Raw genomic sequence first — 18,038 nt, forward strand, 5'->3', positions numbered from 1 at the left:
AGTGTGCGGAAGTCAGGAAGGGGTGGAAGGGGTGGAAGCGGAGGTGGAGGTGGAGGTGTAGCGCCGGCTGCCGCTGTGCCATGCGCGGTTGCCGCCCAGCCAGGCCCAGACCCCCGCGAGGAAGCGGCGCAGCTGGGGTGAGCCGGTCAGGGCCAGGGCCGCCGCCTCGGTCTCGAAGGTGCGGACCAGCTCGTCGTGGATGGCCGCGCTCCGCTCGATCGCCTCGCGCGGCGTGCAGCGCTCCTCGGCGGCGATCACGGTCGGCAGGTTGAACTCCACGCTGTCCGAGTGGTGTTCCTTCGCCATCGAGTACAGGTCGTTGACGAGCGTGGCGGCGGTGGACGCCATGGTCATGGCGCGGCGGACGCGCGGATCGGCGTACTCGGCGGCGGGCAACACGTAGCCGCCCACCATGTCGGTCGTCGCGACGCACGGGACGAAGCTGTTGATCTGACGGTGCGCCAGATACTCCCAGACGGCGGGCATCCGGCCCTGGGAGCGCCAGGACCCCTCCTGTCCGTAGCCCACGAACAGCACCGCGACCTCGTGGCGCAGCCGAGCCAGTTGGGACCAGTCGGCGTACCGGGCCATGTGTGCGAAGGCGGAGCGCAGGGCGGTCCGCACCGGGTCGTCCTGCATGGCCTGCTCGACGGCGGGAACGTAGCGGAGCGGAGGGTGGGCGGGGTCGATGGCCGAGTAGGCGATGCCGAGGTGCGCGCCGAGCAGCGCCGGCGCGGATCCCATCGTCTCGTCGTCGCAGTAGTAGTCGTCCGTTGCCCACTCCGCCAGGGCGCACTTGCCGGCGGCCAGCAGCCGGTCCGGGTCGTCGGTGTCGGGGTGCGCGAGCATCATCAGGCGTCCGAAGTCCGCCGCGCGGACGCGGTCGAGGCGGCCGGCGTAGAGGCCGATCTCCTCGGCCCACGCCAGCAGGCGGGCGTTGACCTCCTCGGCGAGCGCCGGGTCGTCGCGGAGCGCGGGCGGGCAGTACAGCTCGGGGACCCCGGTGCCCTCAGCCTCCGTGCGCCTGGCCGTGATCCGGGCGGCCGACGTACCCAGCCCCGTCGGTCCGGTCGGCAGGGCGAACCCCTTCGCCGGTCCCTCCGGGCGGACACTCGGGTGCTCGGCGAGCAGTGCGGCCACACGTCGGGCCACGTCGTGACGGCCCGTGGGCGCCGTGATCCGGGACAGCAGTGACATGGACTTCTCCTTACGACGGCGTGCCGAAGACCTCGACGTTCTCCAGAACGCCGAGCGCGTCGGGTACGAGTACGGCCGCCGAGTAGTAGGTGCTGACCAGGTAGGAGATGATCGCCTGTTCGTTGATGCCCATGAACCGGACGTTCAGGCCCGGCTCGTACTCGTCCGGGATCCCGGTCTGCCGCAGGCCGACGACGCCCTGCTCGTCCTCGCCCAGCCGCATCGCGAGGATCGCGGAGGTGCCCTGCTCGGAGACCGGGATCTTGCCGCAGGGAAGAACGGGCACACCACGCCAGGCCGGCACCGGGTGTCCGCCGACCTCGGCGGTGTCGAACGCGAGCCCCCGCTTGTTGCACTCGCGGCCGAAGGCGGAGATCGCCCGCGGGTGGGCGAAGAGCACTTTCGTCCCGCGCCGCATGCTGAGCAGCTCGTCCATGTCGTCCGGCGTGGGCGGGCCGGAATGGGTGGAGATGCGCTGGCTGTGGTCGGCGTTGTGCAGCAGGCCGAACTCGGTGTTGTTGATCAGTTCGGACTCCTGGCGCTCGCGCAGGGCCTCGATGGTCAGCCGCAGCTGCTGCTCGACCTGGTCCATCGGGTCGTTGTAGAGGTCCGCGACCCGGCTGTGCACACGCAGGACGGTCTGCGCGACGCTCAACTCGTACTCACGGGGCCGGAGTTCGTAGTCGACGAACGTGCCCGGCAGCACCGGCTCGCCGGCGTGACCGGAGGCCAGGGCGATGGCCGCCTCGCTCTTCTTGTTCTGCGGCCGTGTCCGTTCGGCCTGCCGCCGCCGGACGTGGGCCCGCAGCCCCTCGTTCCGGCCCGCCACCTCCGCGTACGCTTCCCGGGGAAGCGCCAGCACCGTGCACGCTGTCAACGCGCGAGCCGTGAACTCCCAGGTGCCCGGCTGCTCGGCGACCATCTGCCCGCCGAGGAACCCGCCGTCGGCCAGCACGCCGCGACGCGTCTCCTCGCCGTACTGGCCGGGCGCGAGCTTCTCGACCTTGCCGTGCGCGATCAGGTAGACGTGGTCTACGGCCCGGCCCTGCCTGGCTATGACCTGGCCCGGTTCGTACTCCCGCTGCTCGCACCGCTCGGCGAGGGCCCGCAGCACCGCCTCGTCTCCGAAGCCGCGCAGCAGCGGCAGTTCACCCAGTTCGGCGGGGACGACCTTGACCGCGGCCCCCTCCTGGACGAACGTCACCCGGCCGTCGCCGATCTCGTACACCAGCCGCCGGTTGACCCGGTACGTGCCGCCCTTCACCTCCACCCAGGGCAGCATCCGCAGCAGCCACCGTGAGCTGATGCCCTGCATCTGCGGCACGGTCTTGGTGGTGGTCGCCAGGTTCCGCGCGGCGGCGATCCCGAGACTGAGCTGTGCCCGGGCTGCTGAGGGGTCGGGCTGCTCCGGCTGCGACATCCTGGTCCCTTCCGTATGGGTGCCTGCATCAAGAAGGAGCCCCTGACGGGCCGACCGGCCCGTGAGGCTCCTGTGACGCAAGTGAATCAACGTCAGATGATGTTGGTCGAGACAGCCGGAAGTAAACCGACGTATTTGCGCCACTGCACGGACAGGGGTCGCACCGGCCGACCGCCGGAGGTCGCGTAGAACTTCTCGATCACGGGTACGGGCTGCTCGCTCGGCCGCGTTCCGGGGTAACTCCGCTATTTCCTTGCGGAGTTGTAGGGTGAGTCGGACACCACCGGGGGGAGTTCGCGTTGGATCGCCTGGCAGGAGCGGACCTGGAAGTCGGCCCAGCCCGGTTCGTGCTTGACGGACCGGACGCGGTGGGCGTGTGACCGGCCGCCCGGCGCCCGCGGTGCTGCCCCCGTCGCTGCGCCCGTGGCTCGGGCTGATCGCGCCCCTCGCCGCGCTGGTGGTCGTCGTGCTCGGGGTCCTGTACGCCGGCCACGGCGAGCCCGGCAGGGTGGACCGGTGGATCATCCGGCCGACGGCGGACAGTGTGCGGCCGCCGTGGCGGTACGTCGCTCTGACCTTGGACTTCCTGGGGGAACCCGCCGGATCGACGATACTGGTCGTGGCCGCCGTGACGGGCTGCCTGCTGCTTCGGCGTCCTCGCGCGGTGGTGCTCGTCGTTGCCGGTGCCGGCATGACCGTGGCGACGACCACACTGCTCAAGTCCCTGGTGGGACGCACCATCCACGGCGACGGCAACCTGTCCTACCCGAGCGGGCACACCGCGTTCGTCACCGCGCTCGCCCTCGTGGTGGCGCTGCTCGCGACCGGCCGGCTCGGCCTCGGCAGGACGGCCGGCACGCTGCTCGTGCTCACCGCGGCGCTGGTTGCCGGCGCCGCCATGGGCTGGGCGCAGGTCGCCCTGGGCGCGCACTACCCGACCGACGTCCTCGGCGGCTGGTGCACCGCGCTGGCGGTGATACCGGCGACCGCGTGGCTGGTCGACCGGATGGCTGACCGGCTGGTCGATCGCATGGCCGACGCCGGTCGGCGGGAGCCTCGCTGACGTCACGTCACGTCACTTCACTTCACGCCAAGCGGCGGAATACGGGCTTCACCGGCCGCCCGGCCAGCCAGGGGGTGGGGTCACCGGCGTCCAGCGCCTTCCGGTACACCGCACATGCCTGGGCCACCACATCGACGGTGCGGTCGATGTCGGCGTCGCTGAGCGCGCTGCTCACCACGAACGACGGGGCCAGCACCCCGCCCGCGAGGAGCCGGCGCAGGAACAGGGTGCGGTACTCCTGCGACGGCTGCCCGTTCTCGTCGAGGGTGGCGAAGACCAGGTTGCTGGCCCGGCCCCGGACGGCGATGTGGTCGCCGACGCCCATGCTCGCCGCGGCGCCGCGGACACCGGCGGCCAGCCTCTCGCCGAGGGTGTGCAGCCGCGCGGTGATGCCCTCCTCGACGTAGGTGGTCTGCACGGCCATCGCGGCTGCCAGGGAGTGCGTTTCCGCACCGTGCGTGGTGGACAGCAGGAACACCCGGTCGTGGGAGTGACGCAGCCCGCCCCGCTCCATCAGCTCGCGGCGCCCGGCCAGCGCGGAGACGGCGAACCCGTTGCCCAGCGCCTTGCCGAACGTGGAGAGGTCGGGGACGACGCCGTACAGGCCCTGGGCGCCCGCCTCGGACCAGCGCAAGCCGGTGATCATCTCATCGAAGATCAGTACGCAGCCGTGCCGGTCCGCCAGCTCGCGGAGGCCCTTGAGGTACCCGGGCGGCGGCTCGGTGTGGGTGGCGGGTTCGAGGATCAGGCAGGCGACCTCGTCCTGGTACCGGGTGAGCAACTCGTCGGTGGCGGCCAGGTCCCCGTAAGGGAACGCCACGGTGAGCTCGTTGGTCGCCTCCGGAATACCGGCGGACATCGGCGTGGTGCCGATGAACCAGTCGTCGACGGAGAAGAACGGATGGTCGCCGCAGATGGCCACCCGCGGGCGCCCGGTGACGGCGCGGGCGAGGCGCACCGCGGCGGTGGTGACGTCGGAGCCGTTCTTCGCGAACTTCACCATCTCGGCGGTCGGCACCGTGGCCAGGAAGCGTTCCGCCGCCTCGACCTCCACGATGGACGGCCGGACGAAGTTGCTGCCGCGGTCGAGTTCCCGCCGCACCGCCTCGATCACGCGTGGGTGGGCGTGGCCGAGGCTGACCGATCGCAGGCCGGAGCCGTACTCGATGTAGCGGTTGCCGTCGATGTCCCACACGTGGGCACCGCGGCCGTGGCTGATGACCGGGGCCAGGTTCTCGGGGTACTGGTCGTCGCCCTTGGCGTAGGTGTGCGCGCCCCCGGGGATCATGGCGTGCAGCCGCTCGTTCGCCGTCCGCGACCGGGGCAGGAGGAACTCTTCGGTGTCCACGCTGACTTCAGCTCTCCTTCTGCTTGAGGACCTCGGCGAGGCTCGGCGCTTCTCGGTCCCGCTGGGACATCGATGTGACCGGCAGCGGCCAGGGGATGGCGAGCTCCGGGTCGTCGAAGGCGATCGTCACGTCCTCGGCCGGATCGTGCGGGCGGTCGATCCGGTACGAGGTGTCGGCGGTTTCGGTCAGCGCCTGGAAGCCGTGCGCGCACCCCGCCGGGATGTACAGGGTCGTCTGCGTCTCGCCGGACAGCTCGAAGGAGGCCCGATTGCGGTAGGTCGGCGAGTCCGTCCGCAGGTCCACGACGACGTCGAAGATCCTCCCGTACGAGCACCGCACCAGCTTGGCCTCGCCGGCGCCGGAGCGAAGGTGCAGGCCGCGCAGCACGCCCCGGACCGAGCGGGACACGCTGTCCTGGACGAAGGCGTCCGGGTCGAGGCCCACCGAGCGGACCACGTCGGCGTCGAAGGTGCGGCAGAAGAAGCCGCGCTCGTCGGCGTACGGCGTCGGCTCGAACAGGAACGCGCCGGCGATCTCCGGGACTTCGGTCGCTTTCATCGAGCCTCCCGATGCGCGTGGGCGGGTGCGTGGTCGGTCGTCGGGAACAGGGCCGCCGTCAACGCGGCGAATTGGTGGGCGAGTTGCCGTGCGGCGGTCTGGTTCCGCTCGGTGAGGGTCTGCCGCAGCTCGGCCGAGTGCTTCTCCAGGTCCCGGAATTGTTCGAGCAGCCGGTCGGCGTCGACCGCGCGCGCCGGGTGGCAGTACGCGCCAAGGCCCATCCGGTCCATGAGCGCGTCGCTCTTCGCCGCATAGCTGAGGGCGAGCACCGGCGTACCGGTCTTCAGCGCGCAGATCAGGTTGTGGTAGCGGACCGCCACCACGGTGTCGGCGGCCGCCATCTCCTTCATCAGGTCGGCCAGCGAGGCCGGCTCGGCAGCGGTGACCAGCGGCGAGTCCACCGCGTCGAGGATCGCGGCGACCACCGACGCATCGCACGCGTCGCCGGTGAGCAGCCGGACCGGCCTGCCCTCCTCGACCAGCGCGCGGACGAACCGGATCGTCCCGTCGAGGTAACGCCGGTATATCTCCTCGGCCCGGGCGCGGTCGTCGTTGCCGCCGTGAAAGTCCATGACACCGACGCAGACCGGGCCCGGCGAGCCCGAGGGTGCGCTCGCCCGCGGCGTCGGCAGGGCGAACGCCAGGTCCGGGTAGACCTCGTCGCGCGCGGTGTCCACGCCCATCGCCCGCATCGCGTCGCGGGACTGGGCGTCCCGGTACGATCGGTACGCGGCCAGCCGCGCCGACCAGCGCACCAGGGCCCGGGTCGGCCGGTTGCCGATCTCGGCGGCGCCGACGCTGACCAGCGCGACCCGGGTGCGCAGCAGCCGGCCGCTCGCGCAGAGCAGGAACAGTGAGTACGGAAAGCCCCACGGCCGCAGCGGCAGCGTGGCCTCCAGGACGCCCATGCCCGGCACGATCACCACGTCGTGCCGGCGCACCCAGGCGGCGGTCCGGAAGACGTCGACGAGTTTGCCCAGCCCCTTCGCCGCGATCGCGCCCGCACGTGACGCGGTCCGGTACTCCGCGCGGTTCCAGTGCAGCCGCGTGGCGGGGATCCCGAACCGGGTCGTCACGGCCTCGGGCCCGCCGCACAGCGCGTCCACGACCGCCTCCGGGTGCTCGGCGCGGAGGTACCCGAGGACGGCCTCGAGCGACCCGTCGTTGCCTAGGTTGCCGGAGCCGAGCAGGCCGAACACCCCCACACGTGTCGCGGCCTTCATGCCCGCCGCCCCTCTCGGCCCGCGACGAGGGCGTCGACGGAGACCGTGAGCCCGCTCGGGTCGACCGGGGCGCGGTCCTCGACGCGTTCACCGGCGCCGGGCCGGGCCCGGCTGGTCATCCAGGCGGCCAGGTGGCGGTAGCACGCGCGCCGGTCGGCCGCGGACAGCGGCGCCCGCCGGATCGCCGAGGCGAAGCCCCAGATGTACTCGGCGAGCAGCCGGGGTGTCGGGTGCATCGGGCCGGCCCGGCGCGGGTCGAGGTTGACGCACCGGGCGCGCTTGGAAGGGTTCGCCCGCTCGGCGCGGGTGGGGTGGTCGCGGCGGAAGTACAGCAGCTCCGGCACCTGGTGGAAGCGCCCGTGCAGGGTGATCTCGGCGACGTACGTGCGGTCCGCGTGGTGGTAGCTGTCCATCGGCTTCACCCGGCGCAGCATGTCGGCCCGCATCACCCCGTAGAAGTCGTCGCCCCCCGGCTCGAACAGCAGGCTGCGGAAGCGCTCCGGCGCGTGCGGCGAGTCGGTCGCGAGCCCGTACTCGTAGGGGACCTTCACCTGGCCTTCGCCGTCGATGACTGCCTGGTCGGTGTGTGCGAGGATCACGTCCGGCCGTTCGTCCAGCGCCTCCACGCAGCGCCGCAGCAGGTCGCGGCCGTAAAGGTCGTCGTGCGAGGCCCACTTGAACAACTCGCCGCGGGACTCGGCGAACACATGGTTGTGGTTCGGCGTGGCGCCGATGTTCCGGGACAGCCGGAGGTACCGGATGCGTGAGTCCTGCGCGGCGTACTTGCGGCAGATGTCCTGGGTCCCGTCGGTCGAGGCGTTGTCGGAGATGACCAGCTCGAAGTCCTCGTAGGTCTGGCCGAGCAGGGCGTCGAGCGACTCGGCGAGGTACTCCTCGCCGTTGTACACGGGCAGGCCGATGCTCAGCCTGGGTTGGGCGGTCATGGGGTCCTCACTTCGGGGATGGGGTTGTGGTGGCGCTCGCGCAGGGCGGGCCGCAGCTGCAGCCACCACACGGCCGAGCCGCTGACGGTCGCGGTGGCGACGCCCCAGGCCGAGCCGACCGTGCCTGCCATGGCCGCCCCGCCGAGCCCGCCGCCGACGTAGCAGGCGGAGGCGAACAGCTGGCAGCGCAGGCTGCGCCGGGCCGCGCCGAGCGCGCGCAGCCCGGCCGCCGCGCCGGTGCCGAGCCCCGCGCCCGCGACGCCGAGGGTGATCGGCACGATGAGCTGTGCGGAGGAGTGCCAGACGTCGCCGAGGGCGAGTTCGCCGAGCCGGTCCGGCATCAGCAGCAGCGCCGCGCCCCACAGCAGCGCGGCACCGGCCTGCCCGCCGCCGAGGATGAGGCAGAACCTGCCGAGTCGGTGCGGGGCCCGCCGCAGCACGCGTGCCGCTTCCGGGACGGTGACCAGCGAGAGCCCCATGAGCACGGCGAGGAAGGGACCCATCAGGAGCTCGGCGCCCCGCACCGCACCCACCGCACCGAGCCCGACGATCGCGCCGAGCCCGTAGGCCCGCAGCTGGCTGGCGCCGCTCAGGCTGACGTTCTCGAACAGGTAGCGGTAGCCGAGATCGCGCTGTTCGCGCAGCCACCCGCGCGCCTCGCTCACCCGGGGCCCGATGTCGGCCTGGAAGTAGCCGTACCCCGCCGCCACCGTGGCGGACGCGCCCCAGGCGAGCACGAACGCGGCCACGCTGCCCGCGCGGGCCGCCACGACCATGGCGGGGACGAGCGCGACGCCCCACACGACGTCGTTGACGAACGCCTTCCGCCCGGTGCCGGCGGCGAAGAACGCAAACCGCCAGGCGTCCTGGAGCAGCAGCCCCGGCAGCATGACGCCGAGGCAGACGAACGCGGGTCCCACGCGGCCGCCGAGACCGAGCCCGACCACCAGAGACACCGCGCCGAGGGTGGCACCGACGCCGAGCGCGGTACCCGTCGACCGGGCCACCGCCCCGCGCCAGGACGCCTCCGACACGCCGCTGAAGCGCACCACGAGCGGGTCGGTGGCAAGGCCGCGGGATACGTTGAGCACCACGCCGTACGTCACCCAGGCCAGGCTGAACACGCCGAACGCGGTGACCCCCAGCGAGCGGGCCACGTAGATGCCCACCGCGAAGTTGCTGATGCTGGAGGCCGCCTGGTCGGCCAGTCCCCAGGACAGCCGGCCGACGAGGGCCCGCTTGGCGGACCCGGCCGGTGGCGCCGTTGTCTGCGGATTCTCCCCCTGGGTGGTCATCGGCGTCATGCCTTGATCAGCCCGGCGCCGTGCAGGGCGCCGGCCGCGACGGCGACGGTGTCGAACGGCAGCCCGGACCGCTCGGCGACGTCCAGCAGACTGTGCTCGCCGTCGGAGAGGTTGAGCACCCAGAGCATGGCCATCTGGGCCTGCTTGGTGTCGCTGCGGCCGCCGAGCGCGTCGTACAACCCGCGCCGGCCCAGCTGTGGTTCGCCGTAAGGGCTGAGGTTCAGGTACGTGCGGTTGCGGTCGAGGACGGCGAACGCCTCGCGGCAGACCGCAAGGGTGTCCGCCATCGCCTCCGGGGAGACGAAGTCCGGGTTGTCCGCCGAGGTGTGGTACTCGGGGTACCCGGCGTACGGGGTCCGGCTGAGCGAGCCCACGCCGAGGTTGAACCCGGGTGAGCAGTACTGCCGCTCGTCGTAGCCGTACGGGGTGAACTCGTCGACGTGGTGCGGCCGTTCGGAGGCGGACAGCACGTGCCGCATCACCCGGTCGATCTCCGCGTCGCCGCGTCTGCTCTGTTTGTACGTCAGTTGACCTCGGTCACCGGCGCAGGCCAGCACGAGGCCGTGCTTGACCCGTTCCACCCGCTCCGCGTTGCGGGCCAGCCAGGTGATCGCGCCGATGGTGCCGGGCGCGTAGATGAACCGATAGGTGTAGTACGGCGTTTCCTGGGCCAGCGCCCGGGCCAGGAACGTCGCCACAGCGATGCCGGCCAGGTTGTCGTTGGCCAGCGACGGGTGGCAGACGTGGCAGGAGACGATCACCTCGTCGGGGACCTGCCCGGGGACCACGTGCTCGGCGTAGGTGAGGTGGCCGTCCGCGAGTGTGGAGTCGATGCGCACCTCGTACTCGCCGTCCGGCAGCACGTCCAAGGTCTCCTGGGCCAGGCAGAACCCCCATTCCGGCTTGTAGTAGCTGGTGCGGTACGGCACCCAGGACGGGTGGTCCGGCAGGGTGTGCAGGTGTTCACGCAGTTCGGTCAGCGGCATGGTCGCCGACACCGGCACGCTGTAGCCGAGCACGTGCAGGCTGGACGCGGCGAAGTCGACGACCCGGTGGCCGGCGGTGTCGGCGATGTACGCGTCGCGGATGTTCCACTCCTGCGGCACCGTCCAGTCGAGCACCTGCGTCCCGGTCGGCACCTCGTGCACCTGCAGCGGGACGTACTCGCCGACGATGTCCAGGGTGGCGCGCACGCCGTCGCCGGTGATGCTCCGGCACAGCGGGTACAGCCGCTGCACCAGAGCGTGCATCTCTTCGCCGACTGCGGTCACCGGCGCCACCGCAGGGTGTCGTCGACGGTGCCGGCGTCGGACGCCGCGCGCAGCACGGCGAGACGGGTGAAGCGCTGCTCGAAGTTCTCCCGGGTCAGGTCGAACTTCCGGTAGGCGTCGGCGAGTTCGAGCGCGCCCTGCTTCACCGTCCACTCGCATTCGAAGCCGGGGATCGCGGCGCGGAACCGGGAGAAGTCCACGCGGTACGAGCGCGGGTCGGCGCCGTTCTCCCCGGTGATCCTCACCTTCGCGCCGGACACCGCCTCGGCGACCTGCTCGGCGATCTCGGCGACCGTGACGTTGTTGGTCTCGCTGCCGATGTTGAACGCCCGGTCGTGCACCGCCTCGCGCGGCGCGACCATCGCGGCCGCGAAGGCCCGTGCGATGTCGGCGGCGTGCACCAGCGGGCGCCAGGGGGTGCCGTCGGAGAGCACCAGCACCTCGCCGGACAGGAGGGCGTGGCCCACCAGGTTGTTCAGCACGATGTCGGCGCGCAGCCGGGGTGAGTAGCCGAAGGCGGTGGCGTTGCGCATGAACACCGGGCTGAAGTCGCCGTCGGCCAGCGCGTGCAGGTCGTCCTCGACCCGCACCTTGGACTCGGCGTACGGCGTCACCGGGCGCAGCGGGGCGTCCTCGGCCACCAGGTCGTCGCCGCCGGCGGCGCCGTAGACCGAGCAGGTGGACGCGTACAGGAAGCGCCGCACTCCGGCGTCGCGGGCCAGCCGGGCCAGCCGTACGGACGCGTGGTGGTTGATGTCGTAGGTGAGCTCCGGCGCAAGCGATCCCAGCGGGTCGTTGGAGAGCGCGGCCAGGTGGATCACGGCGTCCACCCCGGCCAGGTGTTCGGCCGTGACGTCGCGCAGGTCCACCCGGTGCCCCGGCGGGTCCGCGGGGGCCGGGCCCAGCACGCAGTCGGCGAACAGGCCGGCGTCCAGGCCGACGACCTCGTGCCCGGCGGCCGCAAGGACCGGGGCCATCACGGTGCCCAGGTAGCCCTGGTGTCCGGTGAGCAGTACGCGCAAGGTTCATTCCCCCAGGTCGAGAGTGAGTTTGGTGACGGCGAACGCCTCGGCGTAGCGCGCGTGGCATTCGATGCCGCGGATCCGGGCAAGACCGAGGAAGGCCTCCCGGTCGTACCAGGGCCGGTGCCGCTGCGAGGGGTAGTGCTCCTGCAGCAGCCGCACCTTCTGTTCGGCGATCTCCGGCGACAGCGGCTGGTACGCAGCCGGACGGCCGAGATCACCGTCCCACTTGACGATCTCGTAGCCGAGGACCAGGTGGTCGCGGAATGCGGTGGGTATCAGCTTCGCCAGGCCGCGGTGATCCTGGTGCGCGTCATCAGTACGCGGGGCCAGCACGAGATCCGGCTCGGTCTGCGCGCGCAGTTCCTCGACTGCAGCCTTGGCCTCCTCCCAGTGCGCGGGCAGCCGGCCGTCCGGCAGCTTGTGCACGGTCAGCCGCAGGTCGGCGCCCGGGCAGAAGGCGGCGAGCGCGGCCTGCTCCTCCTGCTCCCGCTCGCTGCCGCCGCCGGAGAGCACCAGCGCGTCGACGCGGATACCCGGCCGCGCGTGACACAGCGTCAGCAGTGTGCCGCCGGCGCCGATGGCGATGTCGTCGCAGTGCGCGGCCACCGCGACGATCCGGTCCAGGGGCCCGCCCCCGAGGCGGATCACGCGCTGACCCCGGCGTTGTCCCGTTCCCACACGGCCCACGGGCGGTCGCCCCGGGCGTAGGCCTCGTCGAGCGCGGCCCGTTCCTTCACGGTGTCGGTCGGCTTCCAGAAGCCGCGGTGCCGGTGCGCCACCAGCCGCCCGCGCTTGGCCAGTTGGGCGCATCCGTCGGCGACCAGGTCCCCGTTCTCCGGTATGTGGTCGAAGACCTCCTGGCGGAGCACGAAGTAGCCGCCGTTCTCCCACAGCGGCAGTTCGCTCACCGCGGTGATGCCCCCCACCAGGCCGTCCTCGCCCAGGTCCACGCAGTGGAACGAGGACTGCGGCGGCACCACCATCATCGACGCACCCGCGTCCCGCCGGGCGAAGGAGTCGATCATCTCCGGCAGCGGGGCGTCGGTGAGCACGTCGGCGTAGTTGGCGAGGAACATCTCGTCGCCGTCCAGGTGGTGCCGCACCCGGCGCAGCCGCTCCCCGATCGGCGACTCGATGCCGGTCTGCGCGAACGTGATCGTCCAGTCGGCGATGTCGGTGGACAGCAGCTCGGTCCGCCCGCCCCGGAGCACGAAGTCGTTGGACGTCGTCTCCTCGTAGTTGAGGAAGAAGTCCTTGATGTGGTGAGCCCCGTAGCCGAGGCACAGGATGAACTCCCTGTGCCCGAAGTGCGCGTAGTAGCGCATGACATGCCAGATCAGCGGTCGCGGGCCGACCATCGCCATCGGCTTGGGCACGTCGTCCGCGGCACCGCTCCGCATCCGCATCCCGTAACCGCCGCAGAACAGAACGACCTTCATGCTGTGCCCTTTCTAGACGCGACCTCGACAATGCTCAGTTCCGGGATGGGAAAGACCAGCCGGCCGCCCCAGTCGTGCACGAAGGACAGCTGCTCGACCAGCTCGGCCCGCAGGTTCCACGGGAGGACGAGGACGTAGTCCGGTCGGTCGGCGGCTATCTGCTCGGGCGGCAGGATCGGGATGCGGGTGCCCGGGGTGAACCTGCCGTGCTTGTAGGGGTTGCGGTCGACCGTGTACGGGAGCAGGTCGGGCCGGATGCCGCAGTGGTTGAGCAGGGTGTTGCCCTTGCCCGGGGCGCCGTAGCCGACGACCGTCTCGCCCCGCTCGGCCGCCTCGATGAGGAACCGCAGCAGGTCCCGGCGAACCTTGGCCACCCGGGCGGAGAACTCGGTGTACCCGGACAGCTCCTGCAGCCTGGCGGCCTTCTCCCGGGCCAGCACGTCGGTCACCCGCCGGGTCGGCTCGCCGGCCACCTCGGTGGGCCGGGCCCACAGCCGGATGGAGCCGCCGTGCGTGGGCAGCAGCTCGACGTCCACGAGCGCGAGTCCGCCGCTCGCGAGGGCCCGGATCGCGGACGCGACCGTGTAGTACTGGAAGTGCTCGTGGTAGATCGTGTCGTACTGGTTCTCCTCGATCAGGGTCAGCAGGTGCTGCACCTCGATGGAGACCCAGCCGTCGTCGGCGACCAGGGCGCGCAGACCCTGGGTGAACCCGACGACGTCGGGGATGTGCGCGTACACGTTGTTGGCCACGACCAGGTTCGCCGGGCCGTGTTCGGCGCGGACGGCCGAGCCGGTGTCCGGGGACAGGAACTCCGTGAACGTGGGCACACCCGCCTCGCGCGCCGCGGCGCCGACGTTCACCGACGGCTCGATGCCGAGGCAGCGGATCCCCCGGTCCACCACGTGCCTGAGCAGGTACCCGTCGTTGCTGGCCACCTCGACCACGAAGGCGTCCGGGCCGAGGGCAAGGCGCTCCACGGCGTCGGCGACGAACGTGCGCGCGTGCTCCACCCAGGAGGTCGAGTACGAGGAGAAGTACGCGTACTCCTTGAACGTCTCCTCCGGCGTGATCAGCGGAGGGATCTGCGCCAGCCAGCAGTCGGTGCAGACCCGCAGGTGCAGCGGGTACGCGGGCTCCGGCTGGTCCAGTCGGTCCGCGGCGAGAAAGCTCTCGCAGGGCGGTGTCGCCCCGAGATCGACGACGCTCGCCAGCGCCGCCGAGCCGCAGAGTCGGCATCGTGTCATTTACTGCCCCCCATTGATTCGGTCCCCCATTGCTTCCGTCCGCCCCGCGATCGCGGTGCGGTACCCCTCCACCAGGCGCTCCAGCCCGACGGCCGGACTGAAACCCTGTTCGTAACGGAGCCGGGCCGCCTGGCCCATCTCCCGGTTGCGGGCCGGCTCGGCCGCGATCCGGCGTATGCAGGACGCGAGCGAGGCCGTCTCGCCGGGCCGGTGCAGCAACCCGGTCACGCCGTCCTCGACGAGTTCGACGAAGGCGCCGTGACCGGCGGCGACGACCGGGACCGCGGCAGCCATGGCCTCCACGACCACCAGGCCGAACGCCTCCAGCCACGTCGAGGGAGCCACCACGGCGACCGACCGCGCGATGGCCTGACGGCACTGAGCCGGGTCGTACAGACCGACGTAGCGCACGTCGTCCCGGCCCGCCGCCCAGTCGGTCACCTCTCGCTCCAGCGGCCCCGTGCCGGCGATCACGAGCGGAACGCCGACGCCGCCGCTCGCTGCGATCTCGTCCCACGCGGCCATGAGCAGCCGTACGCCCTTGGCTTCCGCGAGCCGGCCGAGATAGAGCAGGTGCTCGCCGGCGCCCGCTCGGCGGGCGTCCGGGTCCGGCACGAAGTTGTGCTTCACCGCCAGCCGTTCGGCCGGCATGCCGGATCGCACCAGGACGTCGCGCTGCGCCGCGGAGATGCAGAAGAACCGCTCCACGCCGGACCACCACCGCCGCCGGTTGACCGACAGGCTCACCGCGAGCGGCACCGTCGCAAGGCGGGAGCTGCGGTAGCAGCCGTGCCGGACGGCGGGCAGCGGCGCCGCCGACCCGACGCACTCGGTGCACGGCCGGCCGTCCCGCTGCAGCGTGCCGGGCGGGCAGACCTGGGTGTAGTTGTGCAGCGTGGCGACGGCGGGCACGCCGGCGTCGGCGCAGGCGGCAAGGACCGCGGGCGACAGGAGCGGGAAGACGTTGTGGACGTGGACCACGTCCGGCCGCTCGGTGCGCAGCCGGGCGGCGAGTTCCGTGCGGACCGCCGGGTTCCACGGCACCAGCAGCGGTACCGCGACCTTGCCCAGCAGGGACCGGGCGGCGATGTCGTCGCTGCGCCGCTCGAACACCTCGACCCGGTGGCCGGCCGCGCGCAGCAGCTCCACCTCCTGGTCGACGACCTTGTTCTCCCCGCTCGGCTGCGCCGAGGCGTAGCGGTTGTGCACCACGAGGACGTGCATGCTCAGATCACCTCCGATCTACGGGCCCAGCGCGGGATGTGTCGTCGAGGGACTTCGGGCGTCGAGAGGGGAGTCGCCGCGGCGGGTGCAGCCAACAGCGAGGCGGCCAGGGCCAGATGCAGCAGATACGGCGAGGCGTCGCCAAGACCGGCCTCGGTGTACGACGCGATCGCGCAGTAGCTGATCAGGAAGATCGCGCAGGCCCTCTGCAGCGACGGTGGCCGCAGCAACGCGACGCCGCCCAGCACGATGATGATCGCCGCGACGAGGGTGACGCCGATCAGACCCTGCTCGTTGTAGACGGCCAGCCAGCTGTTGTCGATCGGCAGCCCGCCGAACGACTTGTCGCCCAGGCCCACGCCGAACAACTGCTCCGAGGTCGACCGGGGCGCAGCCAGCAGGGCGTCCCAGACCTTGGCCCGACCGGTGAGGCTGGAGAAGTTCTCCTTGCTCTGTCCGCGCAGGAACCACGCCTGGAGTACGGAGGCGAACCCCACCGCGGCCACCACGGCGCACAGTACCGCCCAGGTGAAGAACCGGCGGGCTGCGGCGCTGGTCAGGATGAGCGAGCCGATCGCCAACACCAGCCCGATGAGCAGGCCGAGCGTGGCCGTCCGGGTGTGGGTGAGCGCGAGCAGGACGAGTGACGGCACGATGACCACCACGGCGCTGGTCCTGTCGGTCCGGCGGCCCAGTACGAGCAGCACGGTGAGTCCGGTGATCACCGCTGCGTACTGCCCGATCTGCGGCGGGGTGAGCGGCCACAACGCGCCGACAAGCCGTCCGCCGTAGAGGTCGGGCAGGGCCGCGCCCGGTGAGACGACCAGGCCGGCGGCCACCGACCCGAGCACCGCGAAGTACATCCGGATGTGGTGCCGGACGAACGTCAGGCCGCCGTCCCACCAGCGGCTGAGCAGCCACAGCGTGCCGACGAAGAGAGCCAGGCGGAAGCAGCGGAACAGCGCGCCGAACCCGGACTCCAGGTTCGCGCTGGAGATCACGCTCGCCACCAGCAGCAGGGTGAGCAGAAGCACGTAGGCGCTGGCTCGGATGCGCAGCCGGAGATTGACCGCGAGCGCCAGCGCGAACGCGGTGACCAGCGCGCCCATGGTGACCATCTGGATGAGGGAGCGGGGCAGCGGGACGATGGTCTTCGCCCCGGCGGAGCCGAGCGTGTTGAGGACCAGCAGCCCCCAGACTGTCCCGACGATCTTCGGTGTGTGGTCCGTGCTCATCTCAACCACCGTCCCCTGCGCGGAAGGTGCTGCCCGCGTCCTGCTGGTACGGCGTGCCCTGCCACTGCACGAAGTCGAGGATCCGGCTCGGGTCGTGGACGACGAACGTCCATGGTCCGAGGTAGACGTTGTCGTGCCAGCGGTTGTGCTGCTTGTGGGTGATCGCCTCGGCCACCCGCTCGCCCTGGTACGGCGACCAGCCCGGATAGGTGCCGTAGTTGGCCAGCACCGCCATGCGGTCGCACTTCTCCGTGCACTTGACGACGGACGTGTCGAGCACGAAGCGGTTGTCGTGGATGTCCACCCGCTGGGTCTTCCACCGGCAGTCGGCGTACAGCGGTGCGGTGGCGATCGCCGGCCTCGCGCAGCGGTCGGTGTCCCGCACCAGCAAGGTGCAGTCACCGGACGAGGTGTTGGCCGGGCTGTTGCAGAACCGGTCGGCGTTCTCCCACAGGGTGATCCCGGACCAGTTGTTCTCCAGCACGTTCCGGTAGATCTCGATCTTGTCGGTGCGGGCTCGGATCCGTGGTTCGCCGCCGGACTCGGACACGTAGATGGTCGCGAACGGGAAGCTGTCGCCGCGGTCGGCGTACTTGCGGCCCTCGACCCAGTTGTTCCGCCGGATCGTGTTGTTCCGTATGACCGCGTTGTAGCTGGTCTCGTAGATCAGCGCGGCACCGTCGTTGGCCTCGAATACGTTGTCCTCGATGCGGAAGTCGTTGTTGTTGGTGTCCGCCCACAACCCGGCTCCGCGGTTGTCGTGCACCCAATTACCGCGTATATCGGCGCCGTTGACGGCCCAGAACTTCACGCCCCCGGTGCAGCCGCAGCCCTTTTGCCGCCGCTCCCAGTCGGCTGTGTTGTTGCCCGCGATCTCGTTGCCCTCGACCACCAGGCCGCGGATAGGGTCGCCGTCCTTGTACGCGTTCATTCCGTACTGTCCGTTGCCGCGCAGGCAACTGGCGCGGACCTGCTGGTGGGCACCCGCCATCAGCCCGGCGCCGGAGTTGTGCTGGATCGTCGCGTGCTCGATCACCCACCCGTCGGCCGAGTCATGGTTGACCACGCCCTCGTTCTGCGGCGCGACGAAACCCTGCACGGTCAGGTAGCGGATGGTGACGTTGCGGGCGGTGCCGCCGAACGCGTACTGGTTGGTCTTCCCGCCGTCGAGCACCGCACCTGGCGCACCGAGGTAGCGGTCCCCCTTCTTGGGGATGACCTGGGCGTAGCGGTCCCGTTCGAGCCTGTGCTTGCCCGGCCGAAGCCAGAACGTGGTGTTCGGGGGGTTGCTCTTGGTCTTCGCTGCCAGGTCACCGACCACGGCAGGGTCGACCGTCACCGCGCCCGCCGGCGCCTTCGCCGGCCCGGCCGCGGGCTTGTCGCACACCCGGGCCACGGACCGGACCGCGGACGTGGAGGGCGCAGCGGCCGGCGCCGCTGCCGGGGCGCCCGGCGCGCTCTCGCAGCCGGTCGCCGCCAGCAGGGCCAGCGCCGGCAGTGCCGCCGCCAACGCCCAGTGCCGTCTCTTGATCCCCACGC

16 protein-coding genes are annotated in these 18,038 nt (G+C 71.4%); 1 reads left to right on the forward strand and 15 read right to left on the reverse strand.

All coding sequences use genetic code 11. From position 1 onward, the window contains the following. Nucleotides 1-12 precede the first annotated feature (12 nt). The gene (locus ACZ5DS_RS08570) at nucleotides 13-1,197 is read right to left on the reverse strand and encodes a family 2 encapsulin nanocompartment cargo protein terpene cyclase (RefSeq protein WP_468235241.1); all 1,185 of its coding nucleotides are present in this window, start codon (nucleotides 1,195-1,197) and stop codon (nucleotides 13-15) included. Nucleotides 1,198-1,207: 10 nt separating this feature from the next. Then, nucleotides 1,208-2,617, reverse strand: coding sequence for a family 2B encapsulin nanocompartment shell protein (locus ACZ5DS_RS08575; RefSeq protein ID WP_468235242.1), 1,410 nt, complete (start codon nucleotides 2,615-2,617; stop codon nucleotides 1,208-1,210). A 376-nt stretch (nucleotides 2,618-2,993) separates the two neighbouring features. Between ACZ5DS_RS08575 and ACZ5DS_RS08580 the strand changes: the two genes are divergently transcribed. Then, on the forward strand, nucleotides 2,994-3,680 hold the full coding sequence (locus tag ACZ5DS_RS08580) for a phosphatase PAP2 family protein (protein WP_468235243.1): 687 nt from the start codon (nucleotides 2,994-2,996) through the stop codon (nucleotides 3,678-3,680). Between the two features lie 22 nt (nucleotides 3,681-3,702). Here ACZ5DS_RS08580 and ACZ5DS_RS08585 read toward each other — a convergent pair whose 3' ends face one another. Genes ACZ5DS_RS08585 through ACZ5DS_RS08645 form a run of 13 tightly spaced genes read right to left on the reverse strand, consistent with a single transcriptional unit; the run spans nucleotide 3,703 to nucleotide 18,036 of the window. Beyond that, nucleotides 3,703-5,028 (reverse strand): glutamate-1-semialdehyde 2,1-aminomutase, encoded by a 1,326-nt coding sequence (locus tag ACZ5DS_RS08585; RefSeq protein ID WP_468235244.1) that lies wholly within the window; start codon nucleotides 5,026-5,028, stop codon nucleotides 3,703-3,705. Nucleotides 5,029-5,035: 7 nt separating this feature from the next. Next, a complete protein-coding gene (rfbC, locus tag ACZ5DS_RS08590; RefSeq protein ID WP_468235245.1) occupies nucleotides 5,036-5,587 on the reverse strand; it encodes a dTDP-4-dehydrorhamnose 3,5-epimerase in 552 nt (183 codons plus the stop codon). After that, nucleotides 5,584-6,810, reverse strand: coding sequence for a polysaccharide pyruvyl transferase family protein (locus ACZ5DS_RS08595; protein ID WP_468235247.1), 1,227 nt, complete (start codon nucleotides 6,808-6,810; stop codon nucleotides 5,584-5,586). Before ACZ5DS_RS08595 ends, rfbC begins: the two co-directional genes overlap by 4 nt. Then, on the reverse strand, nucleotides 6,807-7,754 hold the full coding sequence (locus tag ACZ5DS_RS08600; protein WP_468235248.1) for a glycosyltransferase family 2 protein: 948 nt from the start codon (nucleotides 7,752-7,754) through the stop codon (nucleotides 6,807-6,809). Before ACZ5DS_RS08600 ends, ACZ5DS_RS08595 begins: the two co-directional genes overlap by 4 nt. Beyond that, nucleotides 7,751-9,058, reverse strand: coding sequence for a hypothetical protein (locus tag ACZ5DS_RS08605; RefSeq protein ID WP_468235250.1), 1,308 nt, complete (start codon nucleotides 9,056-9,058; stop codon nucleotides 7,751-7,753). The genes ACZ5DS_RS08600 and ACZ5DS_RS08605 overlap by 4 nt, the downstream gene beginning before the upstream one ends. Further along, complete coding sequence (locus ACZ5DS_RS08610; protein ID WP_468235251.1) at nucleotides 9,055-10,338, reverse strand: DUF4910 domain-containing protein; 1,284 nt, start codon at nucleotides 10,336-10,338, stop codon at nucleotides 9,055-9,057. The genes ACZ5DS_RS08605 and ACZ5DS_RS08610 overlap by 4 nt, the downstream gene beginning before the upstream one ends. Further along, entirely contained in the window at nucleotides 10,326-11,351 is a 1,026-nt protein-coding gene (locus ACZ5DS_RS08615) for an NAD-dependent epimerase/dehydratase family protein (RefSeq protein WP_468235252.1), read from the reverse strand. Before ACZ5DS_RS08615 ends, ACZ5DS_RS08610 begins: the two co-directional genes overlap by 13 nt. Nucleotides 11,352-11,354: 3 nt before the next feature. Then, entirely contained in the window at nucleotides 11,355-12,002 is a 648-nt protein-coding gene (locus ACZ5DS_RS08620) for a PIG-L deacetylase family protein (RefSeq protein ID WP_468235254.1), read from the reverse strand. Beyond that, the gene (locus ACZ5DS_RS08625) at nucleotides 11,999-12,793 is read right to left on the reverse strand and encodes a glycosyltransferase family protein (RefSeq protein ID WP_468235255.1); all 795 of its coding nucleotides are present in this window, start codon (nucleotides 12,791-12,793) and stop codon (nucleotides 11,999-12,001) included. Before ACZ5DS_RS08625 ends, ACZ5DS_RS08620 begins: the two co-directional genes overlap by 4 nt. Next, complete coding sequence (locus tag ACZ5DS_RS08630) at nucleotides 12,790-14,040, reverse strand: class I SAM-dependent methyltransferase (protein WP_468235256.1); 1,251 nt, start codon at nucleotides 14,038-14,040, stop codon at nucleotides 12,790-12,792. Before ACZ5DS_RS08630 ends, ACZ5DS_RS08625 begins: the two co-directional genes overlap by 4 nt. Continuing rightward, nucleotides 14,041-15,264, reverse strand: a complete 1,224-nt coding sequence (locus tag ACZ5DS_RS08635; RefSeq protein WP_468235258.1) for a glycosyltransferase — start codon at nucleotides 15,262-15,264, stop codon at nucleotides 14,041-14,043. It abuts the gene before it with no gap. 2 nt (nucleotides 15,265-15,266) lie between these two features. Further along, a complete protein-coding gene (locus ACZ5DS_RS08640; protein WP_468235260.1) occupies nucleotides 15,267-16,499 on the reverse strand; it encodes an O-antigen ligase domain-containing protein in 1,233 nt (410 codons plus the stop codon). A gap of 1 nt (nucleotide 16,500) precedes the next feature. Beyond that, nucleotides 16,501-18,036, reverse strand: coding sequence for a right-handed parallel beta-helix repeat-containing protein (locus tag ACZ5DS_RS08645; protein WP_468235261.1), 1,536 nt, complete (start codon nucleotides 18,034-18,036; stop codon nucleotides 16,501-16,503). Nucleotides 18,037-18,038: the final 2 nt, after the last annotated feature.

It is taken from the genome of Streptomyces sp. NPDC031100 (genome assembly GCF_055570785.1).